This window comes from Micromonospora sp. NPDC023644 (assembly GCF_040640115.1).
In the GTDB taxonomy this organism is placed as follows: domain Bacteria; phylum Actinomycetota; class Actinomycetes; order Mycobacteriales; family Micromonosporaceae; genus Micromonospora.
This window is the reverse complement of record NZ_JBFABA010000006.1, coordinates 150007-174367: the sequence shown is the minus strand read 5'-3', so window position 1 is coordinate 174367 and position 24361 is coordinate 150007. Positions and strand designations below refer to the sequence as shown.

The 24361-nt window shown below is 74.8% G+C and carries 25 protein-coding genes; 16 read left to right on the top strand and 9 right to left on the bottom strand.

Features of this window, described 5'->3' with window-relative positions; genetic code table 11:
* Positions 1 to 80: 80 nt before the first annotated feature.
* On the bottom strand, positions 81 to 281 hold the full coding sequence (locus tag AB0G08_RS07550; protein ID WP_357876029.1) for a DUF397 domain-containing protein: 201 nt from the start codon (positions 279 to 281) through the stop codon (positions 81 to 83).
* Positions 282 to 285: 4 nt separating this feature from the next.
* The gene (locus tag AB0G08_RS07545; protein WP_358084540.1) at positions 286 to 1131 is read right to left on the bottom strand and encodes a helix-turn-helix transcriptional regulator; all 846 of its coding nucleotides are present in this window, start codon (positions 1129 to 1131) and stop codon (positions 286 to 288) included.
* Between the two features lie 278 nt (positions 1132 to 1409).
* On the opposite strand from AB0G08_RS07545, the gene AB0G08_RS07540 reads away from it, so the two are divergent.
* Positions 1410 to 1628: a hypothetical protein gene (locus AB0G08_RS07540; protein WP_121396133.1), complete on the top strand. Its 219-nt coding sequence runs from the start codon at positions 1410 to 1412 to the stop codon at positions 1626 to 1628.
* 115 nt (positions 1629 to 1743) lie between these two features.
* Here AB0G08_RS07540 and AB0G08_RS07535 read toward each other — a convergent pair whose 3' ends face one another.
* The gene (locus AB0G08_RS07535) at positions 1744 to 3018 is read right to left on the bottom strand and encodes an ATP-binding protein (RefSeq protein WP_358084538.1); all 1275 of its coding nucleotides are present in this window, start codon (positions 3016 to 3018) and stop codon (positions 1744 to 1746) included.
* A gap of 284 nt (positions 3019 to 3302) precedes the next feature.
* Here AB0G08_RS07535 and AB0G08_RS07530 point away from each other — a divergent pair, with 284 nt between their 5' ends.
* Positions 3303 to 4409, top strand: coding sequence for a D-alanine--D-alanine ligase family protein (locus tag AB0G08_RS07530; protein ID WP_358084536.1), 1107 nt, complete (start codon positions 3303 to 3305; stop codon positions 4407 to 4409).
* Between the two features lie 82 nt (positions 4410 to 4491).
* Here AB0G08_RS07530 and AB0G08_RS07525 read toward each other — a convergent pair whose 3' ends face one another.
* Entirely contained in the window at positions 4492 to 5112 is a 621-nt protein-coding gene (locus tag AB0G08_RS07525) for a DUF3515 family protein (RefSeq protein ID WP_358084533.1), read from the bottom strand.
* Positions 5113 to 5136: 24 nt separating this feature from the next.
* Complete coding sequence (locus tag AB0G08_RS07520) at positions 5137 to 5370, bottom strand: Lrp/AsnC ligand binding domain-containing protein (RefSeq protein ID WP_089001579.1); 234 nt, start codon at positions 5368 to 5370, stop codon at positions 5137 to 5139.
* A gap of 123 nt (positions 5371 to 5493) precedes the next feature.
* On the opposite strand from AB0G08_RS07520, the gene AB0G08_RS07515 reads away from it, so the two are divergent.
* Together AB0G08_RS07515 and AB0G08_RS07510 are read left to right on the top strand one after the other, a co-directional pair.
* Positions 5494 to 6432, top strand: a complete 939-nt coding sequence (locus AB0G08_RS07515; protein WP_358084530.1) for a thiamine-phosphate kinase — start codon at positions 5494 to 5496, stop codon at positions 6430 to 6432.
* Positions 6433 to 6461: 29 nt separating this feature from the next.
* Positions 6462 to 6929, top strand: coding sequence for a GNAT family N-acetyltransferase (locus AB0G08_RS07510; RefSeq protein ID WP_358084527.1), 468 nt, complete (start codon positions 6462 to 6464; stop codon positions 6927 to 6929).
* Between the two features lie 245 nt (positions 6930 to 7174).
* Here the strand turns inward: AB0G08_RS07510 and rpmB are convergent, their stop codons facing one another.
* On the bottom strand, positions 7175 to 7366 hold the full coding sequence (gene rpmB / locus AB0G08_RS07505; protein ID WP_088963534.1) for a 50S ribosomal protein L28: 192 nt from the start codon (positions 7364 to 7366) through the stop codon (positions 7175 to 7177).
* A gap of 292 nt (positions 7367 to 7658) precedes the next feature.
* Between rpmB and AB0G08_RS07500 the strand changes: the two genes are divergently transcribed.
* Positions 7659 to 9275, top strand: a complete 1617-nt coding sequence (locus AB0G08_RS07500; RefSeq protein ID WP_358084524.1) for a DAK2 domain-containing protein — start codon at positions 7659 to 7661, stop codon at positions 9273 to 9275.
* Positions 9272 to 11473 (top strand): ATP-dependent DNA helicase RecG, encoded by a 2202-nt coding sequence (gene recG, locus AB0G08_RS07495; RefSeq protein ID WP_358084521.1) that lies wholly within the window; start codon positions 9272 to 9274, stop codon positions 11471 to 11473. The genes AB0G08_RS07500 and recG overlap by 4 nt, the downstream gene beginning before the upstream one ends.
* Positions 11474 to 11666: 193 nt before the next feature.
* Here the strand turns inward: recG and AB0G08_RS07490 are convergent, their stop codons facing one another.
* Entirely contained in the window at positions 11667 to 12920 is a 1254-nt protein-coding gene (locus tag AB0G08_RS07490) for a hypothetical protein (RefSeq protein WP_358084518.1), read from the bottom strand.
* A 313-nt stretch (positions 12921 to 13233) separates the two neighbouring features.
* On the opposite strand from AB0G08_RS07490, the gene rsmD reads away from it, so the two are divergent.
* The 9 genes from rsmD (at position 13234) to AB0G08_RS07445 (ending at position 21072) form a co-directional block, all read left to right on the top strand.
* A complete protein-coding gene (gene rsmD, locus AB0G08_RS07485; RefSeq protein ID WP_358084515.1) occupies positions 13234 to 13797 on the top strand; it encodes a 16S rRNA (guanine(966)-N(2))-methyltransferase RsmD in 564 nt (187 codons plus the stop codon).
* Positions 13794 to 14282 (top strand): pantetheine-phosphate adenylyltransferase, encoded by a 489-nt coding sequence (gene coaD, locus AB0G08_RS07480; RefSeq protein ID WP_357876007.1) that lies wholly within the window; start codon positions 13794 to 13796, stop codon positions 14280 to 14282. Before rsmD ends, coaD begins: the two co-directional genes overlap by 4 nt.
* A 248-nt stretch (positions 14283 to 14530) precedes the next feature.
* A complete protein-coding gene (locus AB0G08_RS07475) occupies positions 14531 to 15028 on the top strand; it encodes a hypothetical protein (RefSeq protein WP_357876005.1) in 498 nt (165 codons plus the stop codon).
* Positions 15029 to 15137: 109 nt separating this feature from the next.
* Positions 15138 to 15701, top strand: a complete 564-nt coding sequence (locus tag AB0G08_RS07470; protein ID WP_357876003.1) for a YceD family protein — start codon at positions 15138 to 15140, stop codon at positions 15699 to 15701.
* 5 nt (positions 15702 to 15706) lie between these two features.
* Positions 15707 to 15880, top strand: coding sequence for a 50S ribosomal protein L32 (gene rpmF, locus AB0G08_RS07465; RefSeq protein ID WP_018786309.1), 174 nt, complete (start codon positions 15707 to 15709; stop codon positions 15878 to 15880).
* Between the two features lie 114 nt (positions 15881 to 15994).
* Positions 15995 to 16990, top strand: a complete 996-nt coding sequence (locus AB0G08_RS07460) for a phosphate acyltransferase PlsX (protein ID WP_358084512.1) — start codon at positions 15995 to 15997, stop codon at positions 16988 to 16990.
* Positions 16987 to 17781, top strand: coding sequence for a ribonuclease III (gene rnc, locus AB0G08_RS07455; protein WP_358084509.1), 795 nt, complete (start codon positions 16987 to 16989; stop codon positions 17779 to 17781). The genes AB0G08_RS07460 and rnc overlap by 4 nt, the downstream gene beginning before the upstream one ends.
* A complete protein-coding gene (gene mutM / locus AB0G08_RS07450; protein ID WP_358084506.1) occupies positions 17774 to 18631 on the top strand; it encodes a bifunctional DNA-formamidopyrimidine glycosylase/DNA-(apurinic or apyrimidinic site) lyase in 858 nt (285 codons plus the stop codon). Before rnc ends, mutM begins: the two co-directional genes overlap by 8 nt.
* A gap of 221 nt (positions 18632 to 18852) precedes the next feature.
* Positions 18853 to 21072 carry an MMPL family transporter gene (locus AB0G08_RS07445; RefSeq protein WP_358084503.1) on the top strand — a complete coding sequence of 740 codons (2220 nt, stop codon included), beginning with the start codon at positions 18853 to 18855 and terminating at the stop codon, positions 21070 to 21072.
* Positions 21073 to 21211: 139 nt separating this feature from the next.
* Here AB0G08_RS07445 and AB0G08_RS07440 read toward each other — a convergent pair whose 3' ends face one another.
* Together AB0G08_RS07440 and AB0G08_RS07435 are read right to left on the bottom strand one after the other, a co-directional pair.
* On the bottom strand, positions 21212 to 22054 hold the full coding sequence (locus tag AB0G08_RS07440) for an endo alpha-1,4 polygalactosaminidase (protein WP_358084500.1): 843 nt from the start codon (positions 22052 to 22054) through the stop codon (positions 21212 to 21214).
* A 105-nt stretch (positions 22055 to 22159) separates the two neighbouring features.
* Complete coding sequence (locus AB0G08_RS07435) at positions 22160 to 23437, bottom strand: CAP domain-containing protein (protein WP_358084497.1); 1278 nt, start codon at positions 23435 to 23437, stop codon at positions 22160 to 22162.
* Between the two features lie 375 nt (positions 23438 to 23812).
* On the opposite strand from AB0G08_RS07435, the gene AB0G08_RS07430 reads away from it, so the two are divergent.
* Positions 23813 to 24007 (top strand): hypothetical protein, encoded by a 195-nt coding sequence (locus AB0G08_RS07430; protein ID WP_091096806.1) that lies wholly within the window; start codon positions 23813 to 23815, stop codon positions 24005 to 24007.
* Positions 24008 to 24361 lie beyond the last annotated feature (354 nt).

Below are 24361 nucleotides of genomic sequence, written 5' to 3'. Positions count from 1 at the left end.
GCTCCCAACGGTGGGACCGCCGCCGGCGGGGCGCCGGCGCGACGTGGTCAGCGGGCGCGCCGGCGCCCCCGGAGGGAGGGTCAGTGTCCGGGCGGGGCCCCGACGAAGGCGGCCCAGGCGGCCGGCGGGAAGAGCAGCGCGGGGCCGGACGGGTCCTTGGAGTCGCGGACGGCGACCGTCCCCGGGAGCACCGCCATCTCCACGCACGCCCCCTCGTCGCCGCTGCGGCTGCTCTTGCGCCACCGCGCGACGGCCAGCGCCGCGTTGCTCGTCGGTGTCATGGTCCTACCGTCCCTTCAGGAGTTGGAGGAGCTGGTCGCGGCTGTCCGCCGGGCTGAGCGCGACGGTCCGCAGGTGCTCCATGATCTTGGTGCAGGTACGCAGGTCGCCCGGTCGGTCGAGGACCATCTGCCCGGCCACCGTCTCGACCGAGGCGATGATCGGGTCCTCCGGGTCCGGGAACTCCAGGATGTGCAGGGAGCCCCGGGTGCCCCGGTGGTAGCCGGCGGCGAGCGGGATCACCTGGACCGTGATGTTGGGCAGCTCGCCCATCTTGACCAGGTGGTGCAGCTGCGCCTCCATCACCGACCGGTCGCCGACGGGCCGCAGCAGCGCGCCCTCGTCGATGATGGCGTCGAGGATCGGCGGCTGGTCACCGGTGAGCCGCTGCTGCCGGTCCAGCCGGAACTGGACCCGCTGCTCCACCTCGTCGTCGCCGAGGGTGTGCGGGCCGCCCCGCATCACGCCCCGGACGTAGTCGGCGGTCTGCAGCAGGCCCGGGACCACCGACGGCTCGAAGTTGGCGATCCCGGTCGCCTCGGCCTCAAGCGCGATGAAGTCGATGGTGCGCCGGTCCAGCAGGTACGAGTACGACACCCACCAGCCGGGCTTGCGCGCGTCCTTGGCCAGCTGCACGGCGGCGGCGACCTCGTCGGGGCCGACGCCGTAGAGGGTGAGCAGGGCGCGCACGGTGGCGGGGCTGACCAGCGTCTGCGCGTTCTCGTAGCGGGACAGGGTGCTGCGGGTGCTGCTGATCTCGTCCGCCGCCGCCTCGAGCGTCAGGCCGGCGGCTTCCCGGTGGGTGCGCAGCGCGATGCCCAGTCGGCGGGCACGAGCGGTCTTGGGAGCCATGCATCGATCGTCGCACATCTTCGCGGGAAGGTGTAGATGAGAGAACGTCGATGAGAGTTGCATTCATGGCTGTGGACATGTCAATCTGTCATCGCGTCCTCACCGCCGGTTGTCGTGGCGACGGTGGCGGTGAGTGACCGGAGGGGATGGGGCGCGCGGCGATCGGGTTTCTCCCCCGTACCCGATCGCCGCGTGCCACGCCCGTGGCCCGCCTGCCGGAAGGGATGCGACGTGCGTACTGGTCGACAGGTCCGCGCCGACCACCCCGGCGGGCACCGATGACGCGGTTCCTGGTGGTGCTCACCGACGTGCGCCCGGCCGAGGGCGCCGGCCGCGACGAACGCAACTGCCCCGAGCGGCGCCGCCAGGTGGTCGGGGCGAGCAGCCGGGAGGCGGCGGACCGGATCGCGGGCGCGTTCATGGCGCTCGGCATGGTGCGGGCCGGCCGGCAGCGGGTCAAGGTGATCGCCATCGGCCGGCGGCACGCGCGCGGCTGACACGGCCGAGCGCGGTGCGGTCACCGGAGGCGGCCCCGCCGGGCGGAAGACCCACCCGGCAGGCGGCCCGGCCCGGCGGGAGGCGCGGCCCGGCGCCCCGCCGGGCCGTCCGGCGTCACAGCATCCTGCGCCGCTTCAGGTAGGCGACCAGGTCGTCGTAGACGCCCCCCTCGTTGGCGAACATCGCCACGTTGCGGGCGGTGGCCATCCACGGCTTCGTCGACGGCCGGACCTCCTTGACGGCCCGCTCCAGGTCCCGGTGCTCGATCATCCGCACCTCGCCGTTGCGCACCGAGTCGGCCATCGCGAACTCGGCGGCCGTCTCGCAGAGGTGGGCCAGGTCGGCGCCCGAGTAGTCCTCGGTGGCCGCCACGATCTTCCGCAGGTCGATCCCCGCGATCGGCCGCTCCCGCAGGTGGTACTCCAGGATGGACCGGCGCGCCTCGGCGTCCGGCGGCAGCACCAGCACCACCCGGTCGAGCCGCCCGGGCCGGCGCAGCGCCGGGTCGACGTCCCACGGGGTGTTGGTGGCGGCCAGCACGAAGACCCCCTCGTTGCTGCCCTCCATCCCGTCCAGCTCCGCCAGCAGCTGGTTGCCCAGCGTCCGCATCGAACTGGAGCCGACCTGCGAGCGCTTGTGTCCCAGCGCGTCGACCTCGTCGAGGAAGAGCACGCAGGGCGCGTTGCGGCGGGCCGCCTGGAACAGCTCGTGCAGGTTCCGCTCCGAGTTGCCCATCCACATGTCCAGCACGTCCACGATGGAGAGCGAGATGAACTTCGCCCCCATCTCCCCGGCGACCGCCCGGGCCAGGAACGTCTTGCCGCAGCCGGGCGGGCCGTAGAGCATCAGGCCGCCGCGCAGGCTCTTGCCGTACATCCTGCGCAGTTCCGGGTTGCGCAGCGGGCCGAGGAAGGCCAGTTCCAACCGTTCCTTGACCGCCGACATGCCGCCCACGTCGGCCAGCCGGATGCCGGAGTTCTCCACGTCGTACACCCGGTCGGAATGGCCGGCCACCGGCTCCGGCTCGTCGCCGGCGCGGGCGAACCGCGGCGGCACGACGTCGGCCAGTTCCCGCTCGTAGGCCGCGAGGGGGTCCTGGTCGGCGGTCGCGGCGGGACCGCCGGGCCCGGCCGGCGCGGGCCGCTGCGCCGGCGGTCGCGGATCCGCCGGGGGCGGCGGCGGTACGGAGCCACCGAGCGCCCGCTGCATCAACGCCTGCGCCTGGGCGTTTCCCGGATCCCGGGCGAGCGCCTGCCCGACCTGCGCGATCGCCTCCCCGGCCCGGCCGGCGTCGAGCAGCAGCGCGGCGAGGTGCAGCCGCAGCGGCAGGTCGTCGGGGCGGGCGTCCAGGGCCGCCGACAGGGACTCGATGAGGGGATCAGCGCTCATAGGACGTGCAGCGTAGTGGGCGGCCGGTGCCGTCACCGCCCCGGATTCCGGCTGCGCACGGGATCGGGCCGGCGGGGCGCGGTGGCCGGTCCGCGCGGCGGTCACCGCACCGACCGGCGGCCGTCGCGGCCGTACGGGTGGTTACGCAACGTATATCCTTTGTTGACCGATTGCTGCCGCCGCTCGGCTCTCCCCGGGTATCGGCATCCCGCGCCCGCCACGCACAGTAAGGTCAACCGCGTGAGCGCCACGACCGGAGCAGTCGCGTACGAAGAGGTGACGCAGTGACCACCCCAGGCAGGACCCGCGTGGCGATCGTCTTCGGCGGCCGCAGCCCGGAGCACGGCATCTCCTGCGTCAGCGCCGGCAGCGTGCTCGGCGCCCTCGACCCGGACGAGTTCGAGGTGGTGCCGGTGGGCATCACCCGGGCCGGCCAGTGGGTGCTGACCGACGGCGACCCCGGCCGGTTGGCGATCGACGCGCGCCGGCTGCCGGAGATCACCGCCGAGTCCGGCACCGACATCGTGCTGCGCGCCGACCCGACCGGCAACGGGCTCATGGTGCTCGACCCCACCGAGGGTCCCCGGGCGCTCGCCGACGTCGACGTGGTCTTCCCGGTGTTGCACGGCGCCTACGGCGAGGACGGCACCATCCAGGGCATGCTGGAGATGGCCGGCATCCCGTACGTCGGGGCGAACGTCTTCGCCTCCGCCGCCGCCATGGACAAGGAGTTCACCAAGAAGCTCTGCGCCGCCGAGGGCATCCCGGTGGGCCCGTACGCGGTGCTGCGCAACGGGATGACGTTGAGCGAGGCGGACAAGGAGCGGCTCGGCCTGCCGGTGTTCGTGAAGCCGTCCCGGGCCGGTTCGTCGTTCGGCATCAGCAAGGTCGACGACTGGGCGGCCCTGGACGCGGCGGTCGCCACCGCCCGCCGGATCGACCCGAAGGTGCTCGTCGAGGGCGCGATCGTCGGCCGCGAGATCGAGTGCGGCGTGCTGGAGGGCGAGGCCGGCGGCGTGCCGGAGGCGTCCGTGCTCGCCGAGGTCCGGGTGGTCGGGGACTACGACTTCTACGACTTCGAGGCGAAGTACATCGACTCCGAGTCCGCCTGCGAGTACGACATCCCCGCCGGCCTGCCGGAGCGGGTGACCCGCCAGGTCCAGGAGTACGCCGTGCGCGCCTTCACCGCGCTCGACTGCGCCGGGCTGGCCCGGGTCGACTTCTTCGTCACCCCGGAGCTGGACGTCTACCTCAACGAGATCAACACCATGCCGGGCTTCACCCCGACGTCGATGTTCCCCCGGATGTGGGCGGCGTCGGGGCTGGAGTACCCGAAGCTGGTCCACCGCCTCATCCGCACCGCCCTGCACCGCGGCGTCGGCCTGCACTGACGAGTCGCAGAAGGGCCCCCTCCGCCGTGCGGAAGGGGCCCTTCTGCCGCTCACGCCCGGCGGGGGCCGGGGGGAGCGTCGGTCAGTTCCGGCAGCCGCTGGGAGCGCCGCCGCCGGAGGGCACCGAGGCCACGATGGTGTCCGAGACGGGAGCGACCCACTGCAACGCCTGTCCGTAGGAGCGCGGCACGCGGACCGTGACGGCGGTCTCCCGGTCCAGCGTGGTGAGGACGGTGGCGTCGGCCTGCTCGGTGGCGTACCAGCAGACCCGGTTGACCGTCCAGACGTCCTCCGTCTCGCCGACGGTCGGCTCCGCGCCGCCGCAGGCGACCGTGACCGCCGGGTCGCCGTACGCGGCGTTCTGCTCCGGGCCGGCCGTTACCGGGCGCTGCGGGAGGTCGTTGACCGTGGGCGGCAGCTGCGAGAGCAGGGCGCGGCAGACAATGGCGGGCCGCTCGGCCAGCACCGGCGCGGCCATCTCGACCGGGGCGGTGGAGCGCGGGCCGGCGGTGGTGGCGGTCGCGCTCGGCGTGGCGGCCGGCTCGGCCCGCTCGTCGGGGGAGAGTTGGGCGAACGCGAGGCCGCCCACCAGCAGGGTGACCGGCAGCGCGACCAGCGTCGCGATCAGCGCGGCGCCACGGGTCGTCCGGTCGGCGGCCGGCCGGTCGGGGGCGGCCTCGTCCGGCTGGGCGGAATCGGTCACGGCAGAGTCAGTGATCTTGTCCACTTACAGGCGCACCACCGAACACGTGAGGGTGCGGGTGATGCCGGGCACCATCTGCACCTTGCTGACAATGAGTTTGCCGAGCTCGTCGACGGTGTTCGCCTCGGTGAGCACGACCACGTCGTACGGCCCGGTGACGGCGTCGACGCGTACCACGCCGGCGAGGTCCGAGATGAGACCGGCCACGTCACGCGCCCGGCCGACCTCGGTCTGGATGAGGATGTACGCCTGTACCACGACTCGACCTCCGTCCGTCGCCGCCTGCGGAGCGGCCCGAAGGGAGAAAGTACCTTACGGACCAGGTCTGATCCCTATCGGTGGTCAAGGAGAAGCGGTGAGCGAGCACGGCGGAGGGGCGGCATGAGTGTCGCGGGGGTCGGCGAGTTCGGCCTGATCGATCGGGTGACCGCCCGGTTGTCGTACGGATCGACCGTTCTGCTCGGTCCCGGGGACGACGCGGCGGTGGTGGCCGCCCCGGACGCCCGGGTCGTGGCCTCGACCGACGTGCTGGTGGAGGGGCGGCACTTCCGGCGGGACTGGTCCGGCGCGCGTGACGTCGGCCACCGGGCGGCGGCGGCGAACCTGGCCGACATCGCCGCGATGGGGGCGCAGCCGACCGCGCTGCTGGTCGCGCTCTGCATGCCGCCGGAGCTGGAGACCGGGTGGGCGGAGGAACTCGCCGACGGGCTGGCCGCCGAGGCGGCAAAGGTCGGCGCGAGCGTGGTGGGCGGGGACATGTCGGCCAGCCCGACGTTGACGATCGCGGTCACCGCCCTCGGCGACCTCGGCGGCCGGCCGCCGGTGACGCGCTCCGGCGCGCGGCCCGGGGACGTGCTGGCCCTGGCCGGCCGCACCGGGTACGCGGCGGCCGGGCTGACCGTGCTCTCCCGAGGCTTCCGCACGCCCCGGCTGCTGGTGGAGGCGTACCGGCGGCCCGAGGTGCCCTATCCGGCGGGGCCGCACGCCGCCCGGCTCGGCGCCACCGCCATGATCGACGTGTCGGACGGGCTGCTCGCCGACCTCGGGCACGTGGCGAAGGCCAGCGGGGTCGCCGTGGACGTGCGCCGGGACGCCTTCGAGGTGCCCCGGCAGATGCGCGACGCCGCCCAGGCGCTCGGCGTCGACCCGTACTCCTGGCTGCTCGCCGGGGGCGACGACCACGCGCTGGCCGCGACCTTCCCGTCGGCGGTGGCGCTGCCACCCGACTGGCGGCCGATCGGGCGGGTCACGGAGGGCTCGGGCGTCACGGTCGACGGGCAGCCGCACGAAGGACCCGCTGGCTGGGACCACTTCCGGTAAGGGCCGTTCGGCGTCGTACCCTTTACCCCGTGAGTGAGATCGAGATTCGGGCCGAGCGTTTCGACTCGCCGATGGCGCAGCGGCTGATCCGCGCCGCACTGGCCGACCTCGGCGCCCGGTACGGCGGCAGCGGCGACGAGACCCCCGTCGACCCGGGCGAGTTCGAGCCGCCCGCCGGTGCCTTCCTCGTCGCCCACCTCGGCGGCGAGCCGGTCGGCTGCGGCGGCTGGCGCAGCCACGGTGACGAGGGCGACACCGCCGAGCTGAAGCGGATGTACACCGCGCTGGCGGCCCGGGGCCGGGGCGTGGCCCGGGCGGTGCTGGCGGCGGTGGAGCGCTCGGCCCGGGAGCACGGGCGCAAGCGGATCGTCCTGGAGTGCGGCGACAAGCAGCCCGAGGCGATCGCCTTGTACACGGCGGCCGGCTACGACCGGATCCCGAACTTCGGCTACTACCGGGACGCCCCGGGCTGCATCTCCTTCGGCCGCACGCTCTGACTCGTCCCGCGCCGGGGGCCCGCCCGGGCTCCCGGCGCGGGACGCTCGACCGCGCCCCGCTCGCGCCGCGCCGCGCGGACGGGCGTCGGGCGGCGCACCGCCGGGACGACGGGCGCTCACCTCGGTGCTCGGGCCGGTCGCCGAGCACGGGAACGAGCCGTGGACGGCGTCGTCCGGACACGACAGAGCCGGCGGGCCGTGTCGGCCCGCCGGCAATGACGAGTGTGAAGGTGGGGCCTACCGCGTCAGGCGCGGGTGACCTTGCCAGCCTTGATGCAGGAGGTGCAGACCTGCATCTTCTTGGTGTTGCCGCCACCGGCCGGGGTACGCACCGACTGGATGTTCGGGTTCCAGCGGCGGTTGGTCCGCCGGTGCGAGTGGGACACGTTGTGGCCGAAGCCCGGTCCCTTGCCACAGACGTCGCACACGCTAGCCACGGGATACTCCTGGGATTGAAACGTTCATGAGGTCGCCGCCAGGCGCTGCCCGGGCAACCTGGCCAGGTTACCCGATGACCCGGGGACCCGACCAACCGGCCCCGGAGGCCGGCCCGGGTGGGGGCCGGCACCGCGCGACGCGGGCACGCTCGCCCGCGGTCCGCATCGTCCCCGCGTCGTCGCCGCGCGGAGGGACACGCCACGAGGATAGTCGGTGCGAAGGATGCCGGACACGCCGCGGGAGTCCCGTCGACCCGGGCGCGTGTCGGTGCGCGCCAGTAGGCTTCTCGCCGTGCTGGACACCCTCGACGCCGCCGCGGTCCGCCGCTGGTGCGCGGGCGGGCTGGTCGCGCTGAAGCGCCACCAGGGCGAGATCGACGACCTCAACGTCTACCCGGTGCCCGACGGCGACACCGGCACCAACATGGTGCTCACCCTCACCTCCGCCCAGCAGGCGCTCGCGATGGACCTCGGCACGCTCCCGGAGGACGGGCCCACCGCGCACGCGCACGCCTTGCGGCTGATGGCCCGGGGCGCGCTGCTGGGCGCGCGGGGCAACTCGGGGGTGATCCTGTCGCAGATCCTGCGCGGCTTCGCCGACGCCGTCGCCGCCGTGCCCGTCGTGCGGGGGCGCGAGCTGGCCGCCGCCCTGCGCGACGGCGCCGCCGCCGCCTACGCCGCGGTGGCCCGCCCGGTCGAGGGCACGCTGCTCAGCGTCGTCGCCGCGGCGGCGCACGCCGCCGAGCGGGCCGACAGCGACGACCTGCGCGCGGTGGCCCGGGCGGCGGCGGGCGGGGCGGCACACGCGTTGGCGCGCACCCCCGAGCAGCTCCCGGCGCTGGCCCGGGCCGGCGTGGTGGACGCCGGCGGCCGGGGCCTCTGCCTGCTGCTCGACGCCCTGGTCGAGGTCGTGACCGGCGAGAGCCCGCAACGGCCCGCGCCCGCGCCGCGCCCGGTCCGCCCGCCGGTCACCGCCGTCCGCGAGACCGGTTCCGAGGATTACGCGTACGAGGTGCAGTTCCTGCTCGACGCCGGGCCGGAGGCGGTGGCCCGGCTGCGGGCCGAGCTGGCCGCCCTCGGCGACTCGCTGGTGGTCGTCGGCGACGGCAGTGCCGGTACGGGCACCTGGAACGTGCACGTGCACGTCAACGACGTGGGCGCGGCGATCGAGGCGGGCGTGGTGGCCGGCCGGCCGCACCGCATCTCGGTGACCCGCTTCGCCGACCAGGCCGCCCCGGTGCCGCCCGCCGTGGCGGCGGACGGGCGGGCCGCCGTGGTGGTGGCCGCCGGCGCGGGCATCGCCGGGCTCTTCGCCGGCGAGGGCGCGACGGTGGTGCCGGGCAACCCGTCGATCGGCGAGCTGGTGGACGCGATCCGCGCCACCGGGGCGGCCCGCGTGGTGGTGCTGCCCAACGATCCCGACACGCAGGCGGTGGCGAGCGCCGCCGCCCGGGAGGCGCACGGGCTCGGCGTCAAGGTCAGCGTGGTGCCGACCCGCTCGCCGGTGCAGGCGCTGGCCGCCCTGGCGGTGCGCGACCCCGCCCGGCGCTTCGAGGACGACGTGATCGCGATGGCCGAGGCGGCCGGCGCCTGCCGCTACGCCGAGGTCTGCCACGCCCGCCGCGAGGCGCTGACCGTCGCCGGCCCCTGCCGCCCGGGCGACGTGCTGGCGCTGGTCGAGGGGGAGGTGCACCTGATCGGGTCCGACCTGACCGACACCTGCGTCGCGGTGGTCGACCGGATGCTCGGCGGCGGCGGCGAGCTGGTGACGCTGCTCTCGGGGGCGGACGCCCCCGACGGGCTGGCCGACGCGGTCCGTGCGCACGTCGGGCGGCGCTGGCCGTTCGTCGAGGTGCAGGCGTACCCGGGCGGGCAGCCGCACTATCCGCTCCTGGTGGGGGTCGAATGACGTCCGAGCCGTCCACGCTGGACACGCCGCTGAAGAAGCTGGTCGGTGAGAAGACCGCGAAGGCCCTCGCCGGGCACCTCGACCTGCACACCGCCGGCGACCTGATCTACCACTTCCCGCGCCGCTACGACGAGCGCGGCGAGCACACCGACATCCGCTCGCTCGACGTCGGCGAGCAGGTCACCGTGCTGGCCCAGGTGCAGCGCACCGCCGTGCGCCCGATGCGCCAGCGCCGGGGCAACCTGCTGGAGGTCACCGTCGGCGACGGCTCGGGCGGCACCCTGACGCTGACCTTCTTCGGCAACCAGGCCTGGCGGGAGCGGGAGCTGCGCCCCGGCCGGTGGGGCCTGTTCGCCGGCAAGGTCACCGAGTTCCGGGGCAAGCGGCAGCTCAACGGCCCGGAGTACGTCCTGCTCGGCGAGGGCGGCGACGGCGAGGCGGCGGCCAGCGAGGAGATCGAGGAGTTCGCGGGCGCGCTGATCCCGGTCTACCCGGCCGCCGCGGCGGTGCCCACCTGGGTGATCGCCCGCTGCGTCCGGGTGGTGCTGGACACCTTCACCGCGCCGGAGGACCCGCTGCCCGCCGCCCTGCGCGCGAGCCGCAACCTGGGCGGCATCGGCACCGCGCTGCGCGAGATCCACCGGCCGTCCAGCAAGGAGGCGCTCTACCGGGCCCGACGGCGGCTCAAGTGGGACGAGGCGTTCGCCGTGCAGCTCACCCTGGTGCAGCGCAAGCACCGGGCCGCCGCGTGGCCGGCCCGGCCCCGGCCGGCGAAGCCCGGCGGCCTGCTCGACGCCTTCGACGCCCGGCTGCCCTACGAGCTGACGCCCGGCCAGCACGACGTGGGGGTGGAGATCGCGGCGGACCTGGCCACGGCCCACCCGATGCACCGGCTGCTGCAGGGCGAGGTCGGCTCCGGCAAGACCGTGGTCGCGCTGCGCGCGATGCTCCAGGTGGTCGACGCGGGCGGGCAGGCCGCGCTGCTGGCCCCGACCGAGGTGCTGGCCGCGCAGCACCACCGGGGCATCCTCGACCTGCTCGGGCCGCTCGGGCGGGCCGGCGAGCTGGGCGCGGCCGACGACGCCACCAGGGTCGAGCTGGTCACCGGCTCGCTGGGCGCGGCGGCCCGCCGGCGCGCGCTGGCCGAGGTCGCCAGCGGCGCCGCCGGCATCGTGCTCGGCACCCACGCCCTGCTCTACGAGGGCGTCGACTTCGCCGACCTCGGCCTGGTGGTGGTCGACGAGCAGCACCGCTTCGGCGTCGAGCAGCGGGACGCGCTGCGTGCCAAGGCCGAGCAGCCGCCGCACGTGCTGGTGATGACGGCCACCCCGATCCCGCGCACGGTGGCGATGACCGTCTACGGCGACCTGGAGACCTCCACCCTCTCCCAGCTGCCGCAGGGCCGCTCGCCGATCGCCTCGCACGTGGTCCCGGCCGCCGAGAAGCCGGCCTTCCTGGACCGGGCCTGGCGCCGGGTGCGCGAGGAGGTGGCCGCCGGGCACCAGGCGTACGTCGTCTGCCCACGCATCGGCGAGGGCCCGGCGAGTGAGGAGGAGCCGCCGCCGGAGGACGACAACGGGCGGCGCCCGCCGATGGCGGTCACCGAGGTGGCGCCGCTGCTCGCCGAGGGGCCGCTGCACGGCCTGCGCATCGGCGTGCTGCACGGCCGGCTGCCGGCCGACGAGAAGGACGCGGTGATGCGTTCCTTCGCCGCCGGCGACCTCGATGTGCTGGTCGCCACGACCGTGGTCGAGGTCGGCGTCAACGTGCCGAACGCGACGGTGATGATCGTGCTCGACGCCGACCGGTTCGGCGTCTCCCAGCTGCACCAGCTGCGCGGCCGGGTCGGCCGGGGTTCGGCCCCGGGGCTCTGCCTGCTCGTGAGCGAGGCGCTGGAGGGGACGCCCGCGCGGGAACGGCTCGACGCGGTGGCCTCCACGACCGACGGGTTCAAGCTCGCCGAGCTGGACCTGGAGCAGCGCCGGGAGGGCGACGTGCTGGGCGCCACCCAGTCGGGGCGCCGTTCGCACCTGCGGCTGCTCTCGCTGCTGCGCGACGCCGACCTGATCCGCGACGCCCGGGCCGAGGCGATCGCCCTGGTCGAGGAGGACCCGGAGCTGGCCCGGCATCCGGCGCTGGCCGCTTCGGTGGCCGCCCTGGTCGACGAGGAACGCGCGGAATACCTGGAGAAGGGCTGACGCCGGGCCGGCCGTCCGATGTGGCCGCGCCGACGCCCGGCCGCGGTCCACGAGGGCCGTGAGCGGGGTGGCTCTCCGGCCGTGGTCCACAGGGGCCGTTGGCGGGATGCTCTCCGGCCGACGCCGGCCCGCAACGGGTGAGGGCGCGCCGACCGTGCGGTCGGCGCGCCCTCACGGGTCAGCTCGGTCCGGCTCAGGCGGTGAAGCGCACCCGACGCCGGCGGGCGACGACGAACAGCACCGCGCCCAGGGCGAGCAGGGCGACCGCGCCGGCGGCGATGCCGCCGGCCGCCGCGCCGGTGACCGGGAGGCCGCCGCCCTCGCCGCCCTCGTCGCAGCCGCCCTCGGGAGCGGTCCACGCGATCGGCTTCGCCGACTCCAGGTCACCGGTGAAGACGACGCTGAGCCCCGCGGAGGCCGGGAACGTCACGGTCTTCGTGGTGCCCGGCTCGAAGGTCACGGTCTTCGGCTCGCCGGTGCTCGGGGTGAAGGTCGAGGTGAGGCTGATGCCGTTCTCCGGGTTGGCCACCTTGAGGATCAGCTCCTCGCAGGTGGTGGCGTGGGAGATCGTCGGCTCGCCGACCTCGGGCTGCTGGCAGTCCTCGGGCTGCTTCCAGCCGCCCTGCCAGGTCTTCATGCCCTCGGCCGCGACGGTGATCTCCTTGGCCTGCGCCTCGGTCAGTTCGAGCTTCTCGAACTTGCCCGCCCCGACGGTCACCTTCTCGGCGAGTTCGCCGCTGCCCGTGATCGCGAAGACCGCCGCCACGTTGCCCCGGTTGACCAGGGTGAGCGTGGCGGTGCCGGCGCAGTCGTACGTGGCCTCGACGGCGGGCTCGGCCACGCAGGTGCCCGCACCGCCGTTGTACCAGGCGTCCGGGCCCTCGGAGCGGGAGCCGATGCCGGAGGCGCTGCCGACCTTGCGGTTGTCGTAGCGCTTGCCGCCCTCGACCAGCGGGTCGATGACCTCGCTGCCGAAGACGAAGTCGACCTGGGTGAAGCAGGTCGGCACGGCGACCTTGAACTCCAGCTTGGCGACGGTGCCGAGCTCGCCGTCCGGCACCGAGGTGAACGCCTTCACCGACTTGTCGAACAGGTACTGCGGCACGGCGAACTTCGCCGACGGCGCCACGTAGGACACCAGCGCGAAGTCCTGCTTCTCGCCCTCGCAGAGCGGGCCGTTGGTCAGCGTGATCGAGGCCTCGCCCCGGGGCCCGTCGAACGTGTGCGTGTAGCGCGCGTCGGCGGCGCTGACGCAGGTCGGCTCCTGGGGAGTGGACGACCGGGTCGGCTGGGGGGTGGGGGCGGGGGTGGTCGCACTCGCCGAGGCCGAGGGCGACGGGTTGGTGGCGATCGCCGGCGACGAGACCGCGAACGCCGTGACGAGACCGGCCAGGGCGGCGGCTGCCACGGTGAGCGGTCGCCGCGGCGACAGCGGGGAACGGATCACGCGTACTCCCGGGGTGTGAGGAAGCGTTGGAGGAGCGGCGCCGAAGGGGCGGTCGGGCGGCTCTGCCGAGCGCGCGCGGCGACGCGGGAGCCCCGTCGTGCCGTGGGGCCGGCGGGCCACCCGCCGGCACCGGCAGACCCTAGCGAGATCGCCGCGCGCGGCACAACGCACGGCGGAGGCCGGGCAGGTTGTTATGAATGCGAGATCATCGATATACGGTGGGTGGTCGCCCGGGTCGATCGCAGGCACGCACCGTGTCGACGCCGGCCGCCTCCGCGTCGCGTAGCGTCGTGCGCATGAGCAGGAGGAGACGGTGACCCGGATCGTGGCCGGGACCCTCGGCGGGCGCCGGCTCGCCGCGCCGCCCGGCGCGGGCACCCGGCCCACGTCGGACCGGGTCCGCGAGGCGCTGTTCAGCGCCGTGCAGGCCGACGTCGACCTGGCCGGCGCCCGCTTCGCCGACCTCTACGCCGGGTCCGGCGCGGTCGGCCTGGAGGCCCTCTCCCGGGGTGCCGCGCACGTGCTGCTGGTGGAGTCCGACCCCCGGGCGGCCCGGGTGATCAGGGAGAACGTGGCGGCGCTGCGCGCCGCCCCGGCCGCCCGGCTGGTCACCGGCAGGGTCGCCACGGTGCTGGCGGCCGGCCCGGACGGCGACCCGTACGACGTGGTCTTCGCCGACCCGCCCTACGCGGTGCCGGACGCGGAGATCACCGCGATGCTCGCCGCGCTGGTCGACGGCGGCTGGCTGGCCCCGGACGCGCTGGTGGTGGTGGAGCGGTCCAGTCGCACCGGCCCGGTCGGGTGGGTGGAGGGCGTCACCGGCGAGCGCAGTCGCAGGTACGGCGAGACGACCCTTTGGTACGGTCGCCGATCATGAGACGTGCGGTGTGTCCCGGCTCGTTCGATCCGGTCACCAACGGGCACCTCGACATCGTCGGCCGGGCGAGCCGGCTGTTCGACGAGGTGATCGTGGGCGTGCTGGTCAACCAGTCGAAGAGCGGCCTGTTCACGGTCGAGGAGCGGATCGACATGCTCCGCGAGGTGACCGCCTCCTACGACAACGTCCGGGTGGAGTCGTTCCGCGGCCTGCTGGTCGACTTCTGCCGGGCCCAGCAGGCGAGCGTGCTGATCAAGGGCCTGCGGGCGGTCAGCGACTTCGACTACGAGTTGCAGATGGCACAGATGAACATCGGCCTGGCCGGCGTCGAGACGCTGTTCATGCCGACCAACCCGCTCTACTCGTTCCTCTCCTCCAGCCTGGTCAAGGACGTGGCGAAGTGGGGCGGCGACATCTCCGCCCACGTGCCCGACCGGGTCCGCGAGGAGCTGAGCGCCCGCCTCGCCCCGCCGCCGCGCGACTGACCGCCCCGACCTCCCTCTCCGCCCCACCCCGCCGGTCCCGTCTCCGGCGGGGACCGCGCCGTGCCGTGCCGCGCCGGGACGGGGTAGCGGCCCGGCGGGGACCACGCCGGACCACGCCGGGCCGCGACGCGCCGGGACGGGGGCAGCGGCGCGGCGTGGTCGGGGCGCGACATGATGTGTGGAGCGGGAAACCGGCCGTAGCCCGCATCATGTAGATCGGCCCGACGAACGACAGGAGTGAGGTACCGGTGGACCCGCTCGATCGCATCGACGAACTGATCGCCATGGTGGAGCAGGCCCGCTCCGTCCCGATGTCGCGCAACAACTGCATGGTCGACCGGGGCGAGTTCATCGCGGTCCTCGACGAGCTGCGCGCCGAACTCCCCGCCGACCTGCGCCGGGCCGCCGCGCTGCTGGAGGAGCGGGACAAGATCATGGAGGCCGGCAAGCGCGAGGCCGACCGGATCATCAGCGAGGGTGAGGCGGAACACGCCCGGCTGGTCTCGGTGAACGAGATCACGGTCTCCGCCGAGCACGAGGGCGCGCGGATCATCGCGGAGGCCCGCGCCGAGGCGCAGCGCCTGCGCGAGGAGGTGGACGACTACGTCGACACCGCCCTGGCCAACTTCGAGCAGTTCCTCACCCGGGCGCTGGCCTCGATAGAGCGCGGACGGGACAAGATGCACGCGCTGCGTGAGATCGGCACCTTCGGTGGGGAGGAGGCGGAACGCCCGCTACCCTTCTGAGCGGCACCTCACCAGCCGGCAGACGGGGCGGGCGTCGCCCCCGGTTCGACGGTCCGGCGGTCGCCCAGGTAACCTTTTTTGTCGGCCTCTCACCGGCCGGAGTCTGACTATGCCCAAACACACGCCATCGACACTCGACCCCAGGTCGCCGCTGGTCCTCGACACGAGGGAGCTGCCGCGCCGGCCTGGTGCCTTGCGTACGGTCAAGCGGGTGGTGCCGGCACCGGCGGACCTCGGCGGCGAGATGATCGCCGTGCCGGAGGGCGCGGACCTCGACCTCGACCTGAGGTTGGAGTCGGTGTCCGAGGGCGTGCTCGTCTCGGGGACCGTCAGCGGTACCGTCCGGGGCGAGTGCGGTCGCTGCCTACGCGAGATCGACGACTCGCTGGCCGTGCGGATCCAGGAGCTGTACGCGTACGAGAACAGCACCACGGACACCACGACCGACGAGGACGAGGTGGGCCGGATGCAGGGCGATCTGATCGACCTGGAGCCGGCGCTGCGGGACGCGGTGGTGCTCACGCTGCCGACCAACCCGCTCTGCCGGGAGGACTGCCCAGGCCTGTGCCCCGAATGCGGGGTGCACTGGGACGATCTGCCGGCCGACCACAGTCACGAGCAGATCGACCCGCGTTGGGCGGGCCTGTCGCAACTGAACCGTAAAGAGGAGTAGGAACCGTGGCCGTCCCCAAGCGCAAGATGTCGCGCAGCAACACCCGCGCCCGCCGGGCGAACTGGAAGGCGACCGTGGTCGCGACCGTGGCCTGCCCCCAGTGCAAGTCGGCGAAGCTGCCCCACGCCGCCTGCTCCGTCTGCGGCACCTACAACGGCCGCCAGGTTCTCGAGGTCTGACCTGGACGCCGAGTGACGCCCCCGACACCTGGTCGGGCGGCGCGCGCACCCTGGCACTCGCCCGGTGCCCCGGCTCCCTCCGACGCCGGCCGGCCTGTTCCGGCCGGCGTTCCGGTGGAGCCGGGCACCGCGCGGATCGCCGTTGACCTCCTCGGCGGGGACGACGCTCCCGCCGTCGTGGTTGACGGCGCTCTGCGAGCCGTGCGCGCCGACCCGGACCTGCACCTGCTGCTCGTCGGCCCCGCCGAGGCCGCCGGCGAGGTGATCCGTGCCCTCGACCCGGCGCAGCGCGCCCGGGTCACCGTACGGCCGGTCCGCGCCGCCGTCAGCATGGCCGACCACCCCGTGGCCGCCCGCGCCGACAGCACCGTCCGCGCCGCCGTGCACGCCGTCCGCGACGGCGTCGCCGACGCGCTCGTCTCCGCCGGGTCGACCGGCGCCACCGTCACCGCCGTCGCGCTCGGCCTCGGCCGTTGGCCGGACGTGCGCCGTCCCGCGCTGGTCGCCACCCTGCCGGCCGTCGCCGGTCCGGTGGTCCTGCTGGACGTCGGCGGCTCGCTGGAGCCGCGCCCGGCCACCCTGGCCCGCCACGCCGTGCTCGGCGCCGCCTACGCGGCGGTGGCGCACGCCGTCGCCGCGCCCCGGGTGGGGCTGCTGTCGGTGGGCACCGAGGCGGGCAAGGGCGACCGCGCCCGCCGGGTCGCCGATCCCGTCCTCGCCGCCGCGTCGCTGCCCTGCGACGGCCGCTACGTCGGCCTCGTCGAGGGGTACGACGTCGCCCTCGGCGCGCGCGCCGATGTGGTGGTCACCGACGGGTTCACCGGTAACGTGCTGCTCAAGGCGATCGAGGGCGCGTACGCGATGGCCGGCGGGCCCCCGTCCGGCGGCGGCGCACCCCGAGCGGCAGCCCTGCTCGGGGTCGCCGGGACGGTGGTCGTCTGCCACGGCGCCGCCCGGGCCGAGGACGTCGCCGCGGGCATCGCGCTGGCCGCCCATCTCTGGCGGCGTCGCGCCACCGACCAGGTCCGCGCGTTGCTCGACGGCGCCGATGCGGGCGTCCGCGAGGAAAGCACCGATCGCACCACCGACACCGAGGTACCCACATCATGAGCAACGACAAGCGGCGGCGGGCGTCCGTCGGTCACCTGGAAGCCGCGTTCGGCGTCAGCCTGGATCCGGAACTGCTAGAGCGCGCGCTGACCCACCGCTCGTACGCGTACGAGAACGGCGGCCTGCCCACCAACGAGCGGTTGGAGTTCCTGGGCGACTCGGTGCTCGGCGTGGTGATCACCACCGCGCTCTTCCACAACCACCCCGACCTGCCCGAGGGACAGCTGGCCAAGCTGCGGGCCAGCGTGGTCAACATGCGCGCCCTCGCCGACGTGGCCCGGGGCCTCGGCCCGGACGGGCTCGGCGCCTACCTCCTGCTCGGCAAGGGGGAGGAGACCACCGGCGGCCGGGACAAGGCGAGCATCCTCGCCGACACCCTGGAGGCGCTGCTCGGCGCGATCTACCTCCAGTACGGGCTGGACACCGCGGCCATCGTCATCCACCGGCTGTTCGACCCGCTGATGGCCGAGTCGGCCGGCCGGGGCGCCGCCCTGGACTGGAAGACCAGCCTCCAGGAGCTGACGGCGGCGCTCGGGCTCGGCGTCCCCGAGTACCGCATCGAGGGCACCGGGCCGGACCACCTCAAGACGTTCACCGCCTGGGTGGTCGTCGCCGGCAACCGCTACGGCGGGGCCGACGGGCGGAGCAAGAAGGAGGCCGAGCAGCGGGCCGCCGAGGCGGCCTGGCGGACGCTGACCGAGCAGGCGGAGCGGGAGCCGGCCGGCGCGGGCGAGCCGGTGGCCGGGGACGAGCCGGCCGAGGCCGCCGAGGCGGGCCTGGGCCTTGCCTGAACTGCCCGAGGTCGAGACGGTCCGGCAGGGGCTGGCCCGGTGGGTCACCGGCCGGCGGATCTCCTCCGTCGAGGTGCGCCACCCCCGCGCGGTACGCCGGCACACGCCCGGCGGCGGGCACTTCGCCGACGTGCTGGCCGACCGGACGGTGCTGGACGTGCGCCGGCGCGGCAAGTACCTGTGGCTGCCGCTGGACAGCGGCGACGCCGTGATCGGGCACCTGGGCATGTCGGGCCAGTTGCTGGTGCAGCCGGCCGACGCCCCCGACGAGACGCACCTGCGGGTCCGGTTCCGGTTCACCGACGAGGGGCCCGAGCTGCGTTTCGTCGACCAGCGCACGTTCGGCGGCCTGTCGGTCTCCGCCGGGGGCGCCGAGCTGCCGGCGGAGATCGCGCACATCGCGCGGGACCCGATGGACCCGCAGTTCTCCGACGCGGCGTTCGGCGCCGCGCTGCGCCGGCGGCGTACCGAGGTCAAGCGGGCGTTGCTGGACCAGACGCTGATCTCCGGCGTGGGCAACATCTACGCCGACGAGGCGCTGTGGCGGGCGAGGCTGCACGGCACCCGCCCCACCGACGCGTTGACCGGCCCGGCCGCGCTGCGGCTGCTGGGCCACGTCCGGGACGTCCTCGGCGAGGCGATCAAGGCCGGCGGCACCAGCTTCGACGCCCTCTACGTCAACGTGAACGGGGAGAGCGGCTACTTCGACCGGGCGCTGAACGTCTACGGCCGGGAGGGGCTGCCGTGCCACCGGTGCGGCGCGCCCATCCGTCGTGAGGCGTTCATGAACCGTTCGTCGTACTCCTGCCCGCGCTGTCAGCCCCGCCCCCGGGGTTCGCTTCGGGGATGACCCCGAGCGGTTTCCGGGTCGCCGACGGCGCGTCGGCCCGGCCCCTCCGGGAAGGTTCCCCCTGAACCGCCCGTTCCGGCCCGGCTCGCCCGGCCGGGCCGCACCTTCGGCCCGCGTACGGGTTCCGGGCCCGGCCAGGGCCGTTCCCTGATGCTCCCGGGCCCGTTGCGTCCATAGCGTCGACCCCGTCGGCAGGGGATGACGTGACGAGGGGACCCGCGATGGGGGCAGGACCGGTGACGGTGCGGTTGGCACGGTGGAGCGCGGAGCATCCGTGGCGGGCCATCGCGCTCTGGGTGGTGTTCGTGGCGGTCTGCTTCGTCGGGGGGAGCGCCGCGGGCCTGAAGGAGGCGAGCGGCGCCGACCAGGCCGTCGGCGAGTCGGGCCGGGCGGGGCTGATCGTGGCGGCCGGCAACTTCGACGACCCGGCGGTCGAGAACATCCTGATCACCTCGCGCGGGGGCGCGCTCGATCCCGCCGCCGCGCGGGCCGCCGCCGACGACGCGGCAGTCCGGCTGCGCGCGGTGACCGGGGTGGCCACGGTCGGCGAGCCGGTGACGGCCCGCGACGGCTCCGCGCTGCTGCTGCCGATCACGATGTCGGGTGACCCGCAGACCGCCGCCGACCGAGTGCAGCCGCTGCGGGACGCCACCGCCGAGGTGCAGGACGGGCACCCGCGGCTGCGGGTCGAGCAGGTCGGTGGGCCGTCGATCAACCAGGCGCTGGACGACACGCTCGGCGACGACTTCAAGCGGGCCGAGCTGCTCAGCCTCCCGGTGACCCTGGCCATCCTGATCATCGCGTTCGGGGCGCTGATCGCCGCCGGCGTGCCGGTGCTGCTGGCACTCTCCTCGGTCGCCGCGGCCATGGGGCTGTCCACCCTCGCCTCGCACCTGGTGCCGGCGACCGACACCACCGCCAGCGTGATCCTGCTGATCGGCATGGCGGTCGGGGTCGACTACTCGCTGTTCTACGTGCGGCGCGAGCGGGAGGAACGGGCGAAGGGCCGCTCGGGCCTGGACGCGGTGGAGATCGCCGCGGAGACCTCCGGGCACGCCGTCGTGGTCTCCGGCCTCGCCGTGATGATCTCGATGGGCGGGCTGCTGCTCGCCGACGACGCCGTCTTCTCCTCCCTCGCGGTGGGCTCGATCCTGGTGGTCGCGGTCGCGGTGATCGGCTCGCTGACCGTGCTGCCCGCCCTGCTGGCCAAGCTCGGCCGCTGGGTCGACCGGCCCCGGGTGCCGCTGCTGTGGCGGCTCACCGCCCCGCGTACCGGGCGGCACGGCGGGCAGGCGTCGCCCCGGTTCTGGCCGGCCGTGCTGAGGCCCGCGCTGCGGGCGCCGGTGGCCACCCTGGTGATCTCGGTCGGGCTGCTGCTCGCCCTGGCCACGCCCGCGCTGGGCATGAAGATGAAGTTCCCCGGCATGGAGGACCTGCCCCGCAGCACGCCGGCCATGCAGGCGTACGACCGGCTCACCGCGGCGTTCCCGAGCAACGGCACCACCCACACCGTGGCGGTCCGGGCGCCGGCCGGCGCGGCGGACCGGGTCGAGGCGGCGCTGACCGCGCTGGCCGGCCGGGCGTCGGCCGACCCGCTCTTCGCGCCGACCGAGGCGACCGGCCCGAGGATCGAGGTGTCCGCCGACCGGCGGGTGTCGGTGCTGGAGGTCGCCACCCCGCACACCAGCCGCACCGACGAGGCGGTCCGCTCGCTGGACCGGCTGCGCGACGACCTGGTCCCGGCCGCGCTGGGCGGGGTCCCCGGCGTGGAGTACGCGGTGGGCGGCGACATCGCCGACAGCGAGGACTACGCCCGGCACATCCGCGACAAGCTGCCGATCGTCGTGGGCTTCGTGCTGCTGCTGACGTTCCTGGTGATGGTCCTGACGTTCCGCTCGGTGGTGATCGCGCTCAGCTCCATCGTGCTCAACCTGCTCTCCGCCGGCGCCGCGTACGGGCTGCTGGTGCTGGTCTTCCAGGGCGACTGGGCCGAGGGGCTGCTCGGCTTCACCTCGATGGGCGCGATCGTCACCTGGCTGCCGCTCTTCCTCTTCGTGGTGCTCTTCGGGCTGTCGATGGACTACCACGTCTTCGTGGTCAGCCGGATCCGCGAGGGCGTCCGGGCCGGCATGTCCAACCGGGACGCGGTGGCGTACGGCATCACCTCGTCGGCCGGCGTGGTGACCAGCGCGGCGATCGTGATGGTCGGCGTCTTCTCGATCTTCGCCACCCTGAGCACGATCGACATGAAGCAGCTCGGCGTCGGCCTGGCGGCGGCGATCCTGCTGGACGCCACGATCATCCGCGCGGTGGTGCTGCCGGCGCTGATGACGATGCTCGGGGACGCGAACTGGTGGGCGCCCCGGTTCCTGCGCGCCCGGCCGGCCCCGGCGCCCACCGAGCCGCCGGCGGCGACCCCGGAGCTGGTCGGCGCCCGCTGACGACCCGCCCGGAGCGGGGGCCGGACCGCACGCGCGGTCCGGCCCCCACCCGCACGCAGGCGCCGTCGGCGCTGGCGGTCCCCGCGGGGAGCTGCGGGTGGTCCGGCCTCCCGCCCGCGGGGAGGTGTCGGTGGTGGCGTCAGGACACCGGGCAGGGGATCCGCCACGCGTCGAGCTCGCGCTCCTTGCGGATGGAGGAGAGGCCGTAGCCCACCGTGGTGACGCAGAAGTCCGTCGTCGAGCCGGCGTACTCGACGTGGAACACCGGCTTGCCCGCCTCGACGAACGGCAGCAGCCGGGCGCACTGGTCCAGCCGCACGCACTCCTCGTTGACCGCGAAGTCGAAGTCCGGGGCCAGGGCCGCCACCTGCCCCAGGTCGTTGATCAGGCCGGGGGAGAGGCTCAGCGAGCGGGCCAGCTCCGCCAGCCGGCGGTTGAACCGCAGTTGGTCGTCGAAGCCGAGCGGGAAGCCGGAACGGTGCGTGTACCCGTCGGCGTCGGCCAGCGCGACCGCCCCGAAGCCCTTGCCCCGGCAGAGCCGGAACCGGTCGGCCAGCACCGGACGCAGCGCGTCCCACTGCCGCACGTCGAGCCAGCGGCTCTGCGGCCGCCGGGACACGGCGCCCCGCACGGCGGCCGGGAACCGGTCCGCGTCCGGGTCGGTCGCCCGGACGGAGCCGACGTGCACCTGGCAGACCAGCCGGCGGTCCCGGGAGCGCAGCTCGGCGGTCTGCGCGGCGGTGGTGGCGACCGGGTCGAGGAGGAAGACGTCGGCGTCGACGGTCGGGTCGAGCACGCCGCTGAGCTGCCACTGCCACTGCCACCGGCCCGCCGACGCCACCGGCCAGGTGGTCGGGGCGCCCGGCGCGGAGAGGTCCACCCGGCAGGCGGCGACCACGCTCAGCAGCGCGAGCGCGACGCAGGCCGGCAGGACCCCGCGCAGGCCCCGCCCCACGGCGCGCGTACGCGGCCGGATCCGCATCGGCAGCTCCCGGGTCGCGGGCGGCCGCACACCGCCCGGCGCGGGTACGCCGCGTCGGCGTACCTCACCCGGTCAAACGAGCCCGGACCCGGCCACGACTCGCGTTCAGCGCGGCGCGGCGAAGACCTGCGTCCAGTACGGCCCGTTGCTGCTGGCGACGCCGACGCCGATCTCGGTGAAGGCGCAGTTCAGGATGTTGGCCCGGTGACCGGGGCTGTTCATCCAGGCGTCCATGACCGCGGCCGGCGTCTGCTGGTTCCAGGCGACGTTCTCGCCGTAGGTGCGCCAGGCGTAGCCGACCCGGTCCAGTCGGTCCCCGGGGTCGCTGCCGTCACTGCCCGTGTGCGACATGTTCCGGTGGTCGGCCTGGTCCTGGCTGTGCCGCTGGGCTGCGGTCGTCAGCTTGTCGTCGATGCCCAGCGCGCCGCAGCCGGCCTTGGCGCGCTCGGCGTTGACCAGGTCGACCACCTGGCGGGCCTGGCTGCTGGTCCCGCTGCCGACCGGGGCCTTCGTGCCGCCGCCGGCCGGTGCCGTGCTCCGCTCGGCGCTGCGCCGCGAGGCCGCGGTGGTACGCGACGGCGCCGGCGTCGGCCTGGTGGTCTTCGTGGCCGACGGGGTGGGCCTGGCGGTGGTCGGCGCGGCGCTCGGCGTGGCGCTCGGGGTGGGCGGGGCCAGCGCGTCGCCGGGTGCCGACCCGGTGCCCGGCAGCGCCGGGGCGGCGGCGATCGTGTCGTCGACGGCGGCCCGATCGGTCGCCGGGCCGTCGCCGGTCAGCGCGACCGCGCCGACACCGAGGCTCACGACCAGCGTGGCGGCCGCGGCGGCGCCCCCGATCAGCACCGGGCGGGAGAACCGACGGCGGGGGCGGTGGCGGCCCTCGGCGGTGGCCGGCGTCGCCCCGGCCGGGGCGGCACGGAGCGCGGCGAGGTCGACGGGGGCGGTCGGGTCGTCGACCGGCCAGGCGCCGGCGGTCCGGTCGCCGGCGGGGGCGGGCTCCGCCCGGTACGGCCCGTCCGCCGGGCTGTCGCCCCCGGCGTCCCAGCGGTCGCCCGGGCTGGCCTGCCAGCGGTCGGCCGGCTCGGCCTGCCACCGGTCGGCGGGGCCGGCCTGCCAGCGGTCGCCCGGCTCGGGCCGCCAGGTCGCGGTCGGGTCGGTGGACCGCGGCTGCCAGGTCCCGGTCGGCCCGGCGGGCTCGGGCTGCCAGCGGGCGGTCGGCTGGTCACGGTGCCACTCGTCGGCGGGCTGCTCCGGGTCGTCCCCGAACAGGTAGGCCGACCTCGGCTCCGGACGGTCGGTCAGCCAGGCCGGCGGCTCCTCGCCCGGCGGCTGCTGGTGGCGTCGGGGCGCGCCGTCCGGGTCGTTCGGGTCGGTCCAGCCGTACACGCCTCTGCCTCCAAGGGGTCGCTTGCGGGGGCCGGGGTGACGCTACGTGGCGGCCGCGAACAGCGGCAACGTGGCTAAGGAAGAGTTAAGGGGAAGCCGGACGGCAGGGTGGCGACTTCGCGGGATCCGGGGCGTAGAGTCAAGGTGTCCGGACAGAGTGTGTCCGCGCCTTGTGGCAGCCCCCGGCAAGTGGACAGGTCGACGTGGAAATGATCTACGGCCTGCGAGAACTTGACTAAGGAGGGGGTGTCGGCTCAATATGTAGGTGTCGCCAGTCGCGCCCGGTCATGCCCAGAATCGTCTGGGATGACAGCCGCGTACACATTTGGGCGCGCGTTGGCCGGCCCTTCCGGCAGCGCATATCAAGGAGTCAACATGGCTAAGGCCCTGTACGGCCACGTAGGTGCGGCGCCCGATCGGCGCCTCCTCGACGAGGTCACCCGACTGCGTGCCACGGTTCGGGCTCTGGAGTTCGAGATCACGCGGTTGCGTGCCGAGAACGATCGGCTCGCGGCGGCTGCGGCGGAGGCGGATGATCTGCTCCGTCTGGCCGAGCCCGCGCTGACCTGATCTCCGGATCGGAAAACTGAATCGCACCACGCAAAAAGAGCGCGCCGACACTTTCCGTGCCGGCGCGCAGCTCTGTCCGCGCCCTTTTTCGCCGGCCCCAATTCCTGATCTTGTGCGGCCCGCCGGAACGCGTCCCGGGCGGCTCCCCCGACGGAAGTGCCCGGGGGCGGGCCGGCCGGTGCACCGACCCGCGCCACCCCGGGCGGCCGCCAGGCGGGTCGCGCCGCCTGGGGCGCCCGCCAGGCGGGTCGCGCCGCCCCGGGCGGTCGCCAGGCGGGTCGCGTGCCCGGCGGTCCCCGGTCCCGGGTTAGTCTGCGGGTTCACCCAGGTCCGCGCAGCCGGCGACGGTACGGC

What these genes read in the sequence shown, in the direction of transcription:
- AB0G08_RS07550 (WP_357876029.1), bottom strand. Translation starts at nt 281, where the DNA reads ATGACACCGACGAGCAACGCGGCGCTGGCCGTCGCGCGGTGGCGCAAG.
- AB0G08_RS07545 (WP_358084540.1), bottom strand. Translation starts at nt 1,131, where the DNA reads ATGGCTCCCAAGACCGCTCGTGCCCGCCGACTGGGCATCGCGCTGCGC.
- AB0G08_RS07540 (WP_121396133.1), top strand. Translation starts at nt 1,410, where the DNA reads ATGACGCGGTTCCTGGTGGTGCTCACCGACGTGCGCCCGGCCGAGGGC.
- AB0G08_RS07535 (WP_358084538.1), bottom strand. Translation starts at nt 3,018, where the DNA reads ATGAGCGCTGATCCCCTCATCGAGTCCCTGTCGGCGGCCCTGGACGCC.
- AB0G08_RS07515 (WP_358084530.1), top strand. Translation starts at nt 5,494, where the DNA reads ATGAGTGTCGCGGGGGTCGGCGAGTTCGGCCTGATCGATCGGGTGACC.
- recG (WP_358084521.1), top strand. Translation starts at nt 9,272, where the DNA reads ATGACGTCCGAGCCGTCCACGCTGGACACGCCGCTGAAGAAGCTGGTC.
- coaD (WP_357876007.1), top strand. Translation starts at nt 13,794, where the DNA reads ATGAGACGTGCGGTGTGTCCCGGCTCGTTCGATCCGGTCACCAACGGG.
- AB0G08_RS07470 (WP_357876003.1), top strand. Translation starts at nt 15,138, where the DNA reads ATGCCCAAACACACGCCATCGACACTCGACCCCAGGTCGCCGCTGGTC.
- rnc (WP_358084509.1), top strand. Translation starts at nt 16,987, where the DNA reads ATGAGCAACGACAAGCGGCGGCGGGCGTCCGTCGGTCACCTGGAAGCC.
- AB0G08_RS07445 (WP_358084503.1), top strand. Translation starts at nt 18,853, where the DNA reads ATGGGGGCAGGACCGGTGACGGTGCGGTTGGCACGGTGGAGCGCGGAG.
- AB0G08_RS07440 (WP_358084500.1), bottom strand. Translation starts at nt 22,054, where the DNA reads ATGCGGATCCGGCCGCGTACGCGCGCCGTGGGGCGGGGCCTGCGCGGG.
- AB0G08_RS07430 (WP_091096806.1), top strand. Translation starts at nt 23,813, where the DNA reads ATGGCTAAGGCCCTGTACGGCCACGTAGGTGCGGCGCCCGATCGGCGC.